This is a genomic window from Gilliamella sp. App4-10 (genome assembly GCF_001690495.1).
In the GTDB taxonomy this organism is placed as follows: Bacteria; Pseudomonadota; Gammaproteobacteria; order Enterobacterales; family Orbaceae; genus Gilliamella; species Gilliamella apicola_G.
In genome coordinates, this window is record NZ_LZGS01000051.1 from 1 (window position 1) to 7036 (window position 7036).

Below are 7036 nucleotides of genomic sequence, written 5' to 3' on the forward strand. Positions count from 1 at the left end.
CTGCCGGTAAGCTTACTGCAATATCAATACCTAACGCCTCACGATTAAAGTCATCAATGACATTGAATGTCCTAAAGCGACGTTGATTACAGCTACTGTCACTCATAAAATCCATTGACCAACATTCACCTTGTTTATTAGGAACCAATAGCCTTTCTGGGCTTCGTGGAGGAATACGTTTTTTACGCTTTACCCTGAGATTAAGCTTTAATTCACAATACACCCGATATACCCGTTTATGATTCCATTTATAGCCGAGCTTTCTGATACGATTAAAGCATTTAGGAAAGCCCCAGCGTAAATGCCGGTCTGTGATAGCATTCAATACCGAAACAATCACCGAATCATCCTGTAACTTAGGTTGATAATAGTAAGCACAACGACTTAAGCCAACAATGGCACAACTCATAGCAATAGTAACCAAATGATTTTGTTGTAGTTGCTGTGCCCACGTTTTACGTGCCCCAGTTGGCACTAAAGCTTTTTTATGATTTCTTCCTGAAGCTGAGATTTTAAACTGAGCTCAGCAAACATCTGTTTAAGTTTACGGTTTTCGGCCTCCAGCTCCTTTAAACGTTTGATATCCGAGGTTTCCATACCACCGTATTTATCTCGCCATTTATAGAAAGTTGAATTCCCCATGCCATATTTACGGCAGAGTTCCTTGACAGGAATACCTGCTTCAGCTTCTTTTAAAATAGCGACGATTTGATGTTCAGTCATTTTTTTCATAATTAAATCCCCTTTACTTGTATCATAGAGAATTTTCTACTTTTTTGCTGTACTATTTTAGGGGATAGTTACAAGAGGTGTATCAAGTCTATATTCGTTCATATGAACGTTAATATCATTTACTATGAATTGTAATAAATCTAGCCGATTATTTGATACAGAAGTGAAAATCTGCTTTAACATATCAACTGTTATACACGATTTTGGTTTGAAATTAAATAATGCTATAGGATGCATAAACCACGCCTTGCCATCAGCGCTAAGCGTGGCTGGTGGGGTGGTGTCTGCTGGGGTAGTTGTGGTATCCGTTGTCTCGCCATTTTCTGGAGGCGTGTTGTTTTGTTGGTTTAGCTTGGCTAAGCCTTTAGCAACATCATCCCACCATAACATCTTTTTTATCTTCTCTTTGTTCTTTTCCCAAGCTGTTACTTGTTTTTCTAATGCTGCCATTTTGGCATAAGATTCAAACTGCGCTTTAGTCAACTTTTCCGATGGTGATTGTTGATAATCAGCAGGAAAACGGCTTATTTCTCGTCTTAGTGTTTCAAACCCTTTCGCTTCAGGGGAGTCCTTTGCTTTACCTACACGGCTTAAATATGTATCTAATTTTGCTTCGTCACCTGTTTGTAAATACGCTAATATATTTTTAGCATTTTCCGTCATCTCGCTGTTTAACGCTTCCCATTTCGGCAGTTTGCCTTCAGCATCAATTTCACTATACCATTCGCTTTCGTAATTGACTAATAAGCGGCTTAATGCCGAGTACAATATCGGTTTATGATGAATAAATTCCAATCCTTAACCATACAATATTAATATGTCTACTCATTACTATTACATATCTGGTTCATAATGAACATATCTCAGACACTCACCTTTAGAACAACCAAATACTATTTGTTTGATGTTTTTTCCATAAAAAAATCCTAGACCACCCAAATTAATACTATATTTTTTATTTATTCCATTAATTAATAATTCACCTTTTATTTCACACGGATAGATATCAAACGAATTTATTTGAGCTGAATTGATATCTTTTTCAGCAGTAGCGAAAAAATGTATTATCTCTTTTTTATTTAATTTCCATTTATTACATAAATCTTTAAGATAGTCACTATTATCTACTTCTAATACCTTTTTTATCGACAATACTTTAATTACATCACGATTATTGGCATTAGTAACAGCTGGGATCAATGTTCCAATTGTCAGCAGGAGGATAAAGATTTTTACCTTCTCCACTTGTTTTATAAGCAATGCATTGATGTTGATACAAGTCTTATCATTTAAATTAAACTCCTTTTGTAAAAAAATAACTAAATTTCTAATTGATTTCAATTGTTGTGGTGTTGCGTCATCCCATAATTTTGAATCTTTGTCCCACCACGCAACAACTTCAATACCTATACTGTCTTGGTTATATGGATAACGTTCTGGATAATCTTTTTTTAATTCAGATAAATACTGATTATCATCACTAATATCAATAATATTATTTTTCCCATTCTAAAATTCCTCGGTTAAATTTGATGCTTGTCGAAGGATTGATTCAAAACGCTTAGCAAAAGAGGCTATGTTATCAGCCCTGCCACTTCCATTTAATCATATTCAGATTATTTGCTTTATTCCTTGTTTGCACAGCCCTCATAGCTGAACAGAGTACTATATAATGTTTAATATAAAACACTTTAATTTTAAATTAAGTTTATAAATTATTGTCTATCATTTTTATTAATGGAGCATTTTCAAATATGACTTTATTAATAGAAGTTTTTTTTATTACTTTGCCTTTGCCATTATAATGAATCATTTCCCCTTTATTTTTAAGGTAATTAAAGCTAAATTTATAAAGATTATTGTGATACCGTATTGATTTTTCATAAAAACAGCATCCGTCATGAGATTGACCTATTAATACTTTATTTTCATATAACACCTTTGGGTTAATAATATTATCAGACAATTGTTTAGAATAACGGTAAATAGATGTTTTTGGATCATAGAGGAAATAAGAGTAACTTATATTAACATCGCCATAATTTTCAGAAACTCTAATATCAGGATAAGAATCGAAATTTAAATCTTCAAAAATAATATTTATTTTATCTTCTAAAGAAAAAAAACGTAATCTTTGTTCATTTTGATTTACAACAATCACTAATTCGTAATCATTGTCATTAATAGCCTCTATCTTTATACTTGATATAATCTCTTTATAAGAGATACTTTCTTTTTTTAAAATCAATGGGTATTGTTCCCCATTAATTGTCCCATCCCCATTAAAAAGATTATTTCTTATATCTAAATGTATTGAAGAAAATTTGTTACGTTCAATTTTTTCTGATTCTAATTGAATGCTTTTATTAATGATATTACCGTTTAACATGTTAACCGAATCTTGGTCTCCGATTTTATATAATCCGGTTATATCATTTTTATCACTAATATCTAATGTTAATATTAAATTTTTATTTTCAAATAAACCCTTCAATCCAATTCTTTCATTTATTAATAAAATAGGATCAGCAAAAACTTTCGATACAAAAAAGATAGAAAGAAAAATCAAAAATTTCATTATTAATTTACTCCGAAAGCTTTCTTTGCAATGTCTAACATTTCTGCACGGTGTGCCATATTGTTAGGCTCTTTTGTCTTATCGGGATAATAGGGATTATCTTGTTTTTTAATCCCATATAGGATCAAATATTAAAGGTTCTGCACTGTCATTTTCACATTTAAGAAACGTAATATTCTTGCCATTCTTTTTTATTAAAATTCCTGCATTTTCAAGAGATGTATTTACTTCATAATGCCAAATATTTTTTTTAAAAACTAATGAATTTATTAAAACTTTCTGATCTGAAATTTCTTTCCGCAACTCTAATTCTATTTTGTTTTTATTACCATATCTGTATATTAGATCACCTTTATCAAAATAATTATAACAAATGGATAATTGCTTATTTCCTATTTGACAACCAAAGGCATCCATTTCAATTAGATTTTTATTATATGTACATAAAGAATGATCTTTAAAAAAGATTTTTTGTCTATAAAAATTACTCAAATCTGGATATTCTGATAGCTTAATTAACAATTTATTTATTTCATATTTTGAAACATTTTGTTTGAATTTATCAACTAAAATAAATAATAAGCTTTCATAAAAATTTAAAGGATATTCTCCCAAAATATTTTTTTTATTTAATAAAAACATGTTGTCTATAATTTTATTAGTTTCATCACTTCTATTTTCAATATAAGGCTCACCAATTATGTTTCCCATACGTCTCTCAAACGTGATTTTCCCCAATAAAAATAATTTATTATCTTTAATAGTCAAATATGTTACCGTTAAAGGAGAATTGCCTGTATTGGCTTCAGCAATACCAAATACCCCTAGTTTAGAATAGAACATTTCTCTACTGGAATATCCATTATCACTAACATTATTTTTATAAGTATATAATTGGTTATCAACTTTAATAGTTAATAATTGATATCCTATATAATCTATTGGTTCGGTTTTAGAATATGGACAATATTGATTTTTTAAATTCATATGACTGCCAGAAAAAGTGGTTATATTTACTTCCTCAAATGAGTCTTCATCACATTTTGTTGTATTAGCAAATGCAAAATTCACTAATAGTACACTGAATATAATTATTTTATTCATTTATAATTCCAATATTTTACTTGTTTATAGCTTTTCATAGATTTCTTTTATAAGAACATCATAATTATTCTTTTTATAACCACTGCCATTATAATACAAAGCAAATGAATCCCATTTTTTTGATTTTAATGCTTCCAAAGCATTTTTATTCTTCAATAAATAACCTTTTAGTGTAATTAAATGATTTTTTTCTGAATGACTAATTTTATATAGGATATCTTCAATACTTAATTTGTCTGAATGCATATTTGCTCCCATAACTTGAAATTTTCCCCAAGAAGCTGACATTAGAGCTTCTCTAGGTGATAAAGCATATGCTTTTATTAATCGTTCATATTGTTTCGCATAGGAACCATATTTAGTAAATGAAGATTTATTTGATATATCAGGATCATCATCATATTTACCATTAGTTAATTTGTGAAAATAATGTCTCTCAAATAATATTTTAGGAACATGATCCCCTAAATGGGTATAAAAACTCTGATCCTTTGTTTCTTTTATACCTACAGCTTTAAGTGCTTTTGATTCACATCCTAATTCGTTTGCAACTTCTTCATAATCAGCATCGGTTAATAAATCCATATTTTTTCTTTTTTAAAAAAAACAAGTTCATATTCTTTATTATTTAATAAAATAATTGGATGGATTTTAGCTGAGAAATTCAACATGATCATTGGATGAATAAACCACGCCTTCCCATCAGCACTAAGCGTGGCCAGTGGGGCTGAGTCTGTTGGGGTGGTTGTGGTATTGGTTGTCTCGCCATTTTCTGGAGGCGTGTCTTTGGGTTGATTCAACTTAGCTAAGCCTTTAGCAACATCATCCCACCATAACATTTTTTGATTTGTTCAGATATTATTCTTGCATAGTCAAATTAATGTACTTGTAAAGCCGACGAATGAACCCATTTAACAATTAACTTCTGGGTTTTAGTTAAATATCGAATTTGATAAAAATCGTCTCGGTACTGTAATAGCTCTACCTTGTCATCTTCAATTAAATACATTTTAGTTTTTGAGTTTTCCAAAGCATCATCATATAAATAAGCCTGTTTAATAGCTATCTTTTTAATTATTGGTTTTCTATCAAGAAGATTATGCTCATTTGTCACCAATAAATAATTTAAATTTTTATTATAAATTTTACGCTGCACCATATCACAACCAATACATTGATCTTCTAATATTATTTGATAATATTTCTCCTTTTCTTTATAAAGTTTTTCATACCACTTTCCTCCATCAAGAAAACGATTAATTAATTGATCATTGGTTTTCTTATAATCACATAACTGAGAACCATCGCTTAAAATTTGTTTCCCTTTAGCTTGAATAATATGATTTTTTATTTCATAAAGCGAATAACACTTATTTGGTGTAGAATTATATTTTAATGTCATCAATAAATAATTTTGGCCAAAAAATTTGTCAATTGATAAGATTGACTCATCAATTTCATCATTCAACTCAATGGGTACTTTAATATGTTGACAATCAGAACTATTATCAAAACAATGATAAATTGATTGTTTTATTTTATTAAATTCTATACTTCCATATGCATGTGTCGTTAGGAAATAAAAAAATAACATTGATATTTTTAATAATTTCATGTTTTTAATCATTACTCTAATTCCCATTCTTCTTTTATTTTATTAAAAATACTAATTCTATGCTCCAAACCGTTTTGTAACTATCCCCAAAAATAGTACAGCAAAAAAGTAGAAAATTCTCTATGATACAAGTAAATGGGATTTAATTATGAAAAAAATGACTGAACATCAAATCGTCGCTATTTTAAAAGAAGCTGAAGCAGGTATTCCTGTCAAGGAACTCTGCCGTAAATATGGCATGGGGAATTCAACTTTCTATAAATGGCGAGAAAAATACGGCGGAATGGAAACGTTGGATATCAAACGCTTAAAAGAGCTGGAGGCTGAAAACCGTAAGCTTAAGCAGATGTTTGCCGAACTGAGTTTAAAATCCCAGCTTCAGGAAGAAATCATAAAAAAGCTTTAGTGCCCACAAAGGCACGTAAAACGTGGGCACAGCAACTACAACAAAATCATTCAGTTACTATTGCTATGAGTTGTGCCATTGTTGGCTTAAGCCGTTGTGCTTACTATTATCAATCTAAGTTACTGGATGATTCGGTGATTGTTTCGGTATTGAATGCTATCACAGACCGGCATTTACGCTGGGGCTTTCCTAAATGCTTTAATCGTATCAGAAAGCTCGGCTATAAATGGAATCATAAACGGGTATATCGGGTGTATTGTGAGTTAAAACTTAATATTAGGGCTAAACGTAAAAAACGTATCCCCCAACGAACACCAGAAAAGCTATTGGTTCCTAATAAACAAGGTGAATGTTGGTCAATGGATTTTATGAGTGATAGTAGCTGTAATCAACGTCGCTTTAGGACATTCAATGTCATCGATGACTTTAATCGTGAGGCGTTAGGTATTGATATTGCAGTAAGCTTACCGGCAGTGAGAGTTACCCGTTACTTAGATAAACTGGCTGAATATCATGGCTATCTATTAAAAATACGCGTCGATAATGGACCAGAATTTACAGGAAAAACCTTTATAAACTGGGCTAAATCACATGATATAGC

At 30.6% G+C, this 7036-nt stretch carries 11 protein-coding genes; 2 read left to right on the top strand and 9 right to left on the bottom strand.

All coding sequences use genetic code 11. The annotated features are described in order from the left end of the window. The 9 genes from A9G23_RS10760 to A9G23_RS10800 form a co-directional block, all read right to left on the bottom strand. The coding region (locus tag A9G23_RS10760; protein ID WP_141674914.1) for an IS3 family transposase at positions 1-475 on the bottom strand (475 nt) is incomplete at its 3' end. Beyond that, on the bottom strand, positions 475-732 hold the full coding sequence (locus A9G23_RS10765) for a transposase (protein WP_065586190.1): 258 nt from the start codon (positions 730-732) through the stop codon (positions 475-477). The genes A9G23_RS10760 and A9G23_RS10765, both read right to left, overlap by 1 nt. A 57-nt stretch (positions 733-789) precedes the next feature. Continuing rightward, positions 790-1527 (bottom strand): hypothetical protein, encoded by a 738-nt coding sequence (locus A9G23_RS10770; protein ID WP_141674938.1) that lies wholly within the window; start codon positions 1525-1527, stop codon positions 790-792. A gap of 39 nt (positions 1528-1566) precedes the next feature. Further along, complete coding sequence (locus A9G23_RS10775; protein ID WP_065587614.1) at positions 1567-2073, bottom strand: hypothetical protein; 507 nt, start codon at positions 2071-2073, stop codon at positions 1567-1569. Between the two features lie 367 nt (positions 2074-2440). Further along, complete coding sequence (locus A9G23_RS10780) at positions 2441-3310, bottom strand: XAC2610-related protein (RefSeq protein WP_065587615.1); 870 nt, start codon at positions 3308-3310, stop codon at positions 2441-2443. Positions 3311-3418: 108 nt separating this feature from the next. Further along, on the bottom strand, positions 3419-4414 hold the full coding sequence (locus A9G23_RS10785) for a hypothetical protein (RefSeq protein ID WP_065587616.1): 996 nt from the start codon (positions 4412-4414) through the stop codon (positions 3419-3421). Positions 4415-4438: 24 nt separating this feature from the next. Beyond that, positions 4439-4999 (bottom strand): N-acetylmuramidase domain-containing protein, encoded by a 561-nt coding sequence (locus A9G23_RS10790; protein WP_065587617.1) that lies wholly within the window; start codon positions 4997-4999, stop codon positions 4439-4441. Further along, positions 4987-5253 (bottom strand): hypothetical protein, encoded by a 267-nt coding sequence (locus A9G23_RS10795; RefSeq protein ID WP_065587618.1) that lies wholly within the window; start codon positions 5251-5253, stop codon positions 4987-4989. Before A9G23_RS10795 ends, A9G23_RS10790 begins: the two co-directional genes overlap by 13 nt. Positions 5254-5291: 38 nt before the next feature. After that, positions 5292-6029, bottom strand: coding sequence for a hypothetical protein (locus A9G23_RS10800; RefSeq protein ID WP_141674939.1), 738 nt, complete (start codon positions 6027-6029; stop codon positions 5292-5294). A gap of 148 nt (positions 6030-6177) precedes the next feature. On the opposite strand from A9G23_RS10800, the gene A9G23_RS10805 reads away from it, so the two are divergent. Together A9G23_RS10805 and A9G23_RS10810 are read left to right on the top strand one after the other, a co-directional pair. Continuing rightward, positions 6178-6435, top strand: a complete 258-nt coding sequence (locus A9G23_RS10805) for a transposase (protein WP_065587620.1) — start codon at positions 6178-6180, stop codon at positions 6433-6435. Then, positions 6435-7036, top strand: a 602-nt coding sequence (locus tag A9G23_RS10810; RefSeq protein ID WP_065587621.1) for a DDE-type integrase/transposase/recombinase, incomplete at its 3' end; no start/stop codon positions are given. The genes A9G23_RS10805 and A9G23_RS10810, both read left to right, overlap by 1 nt.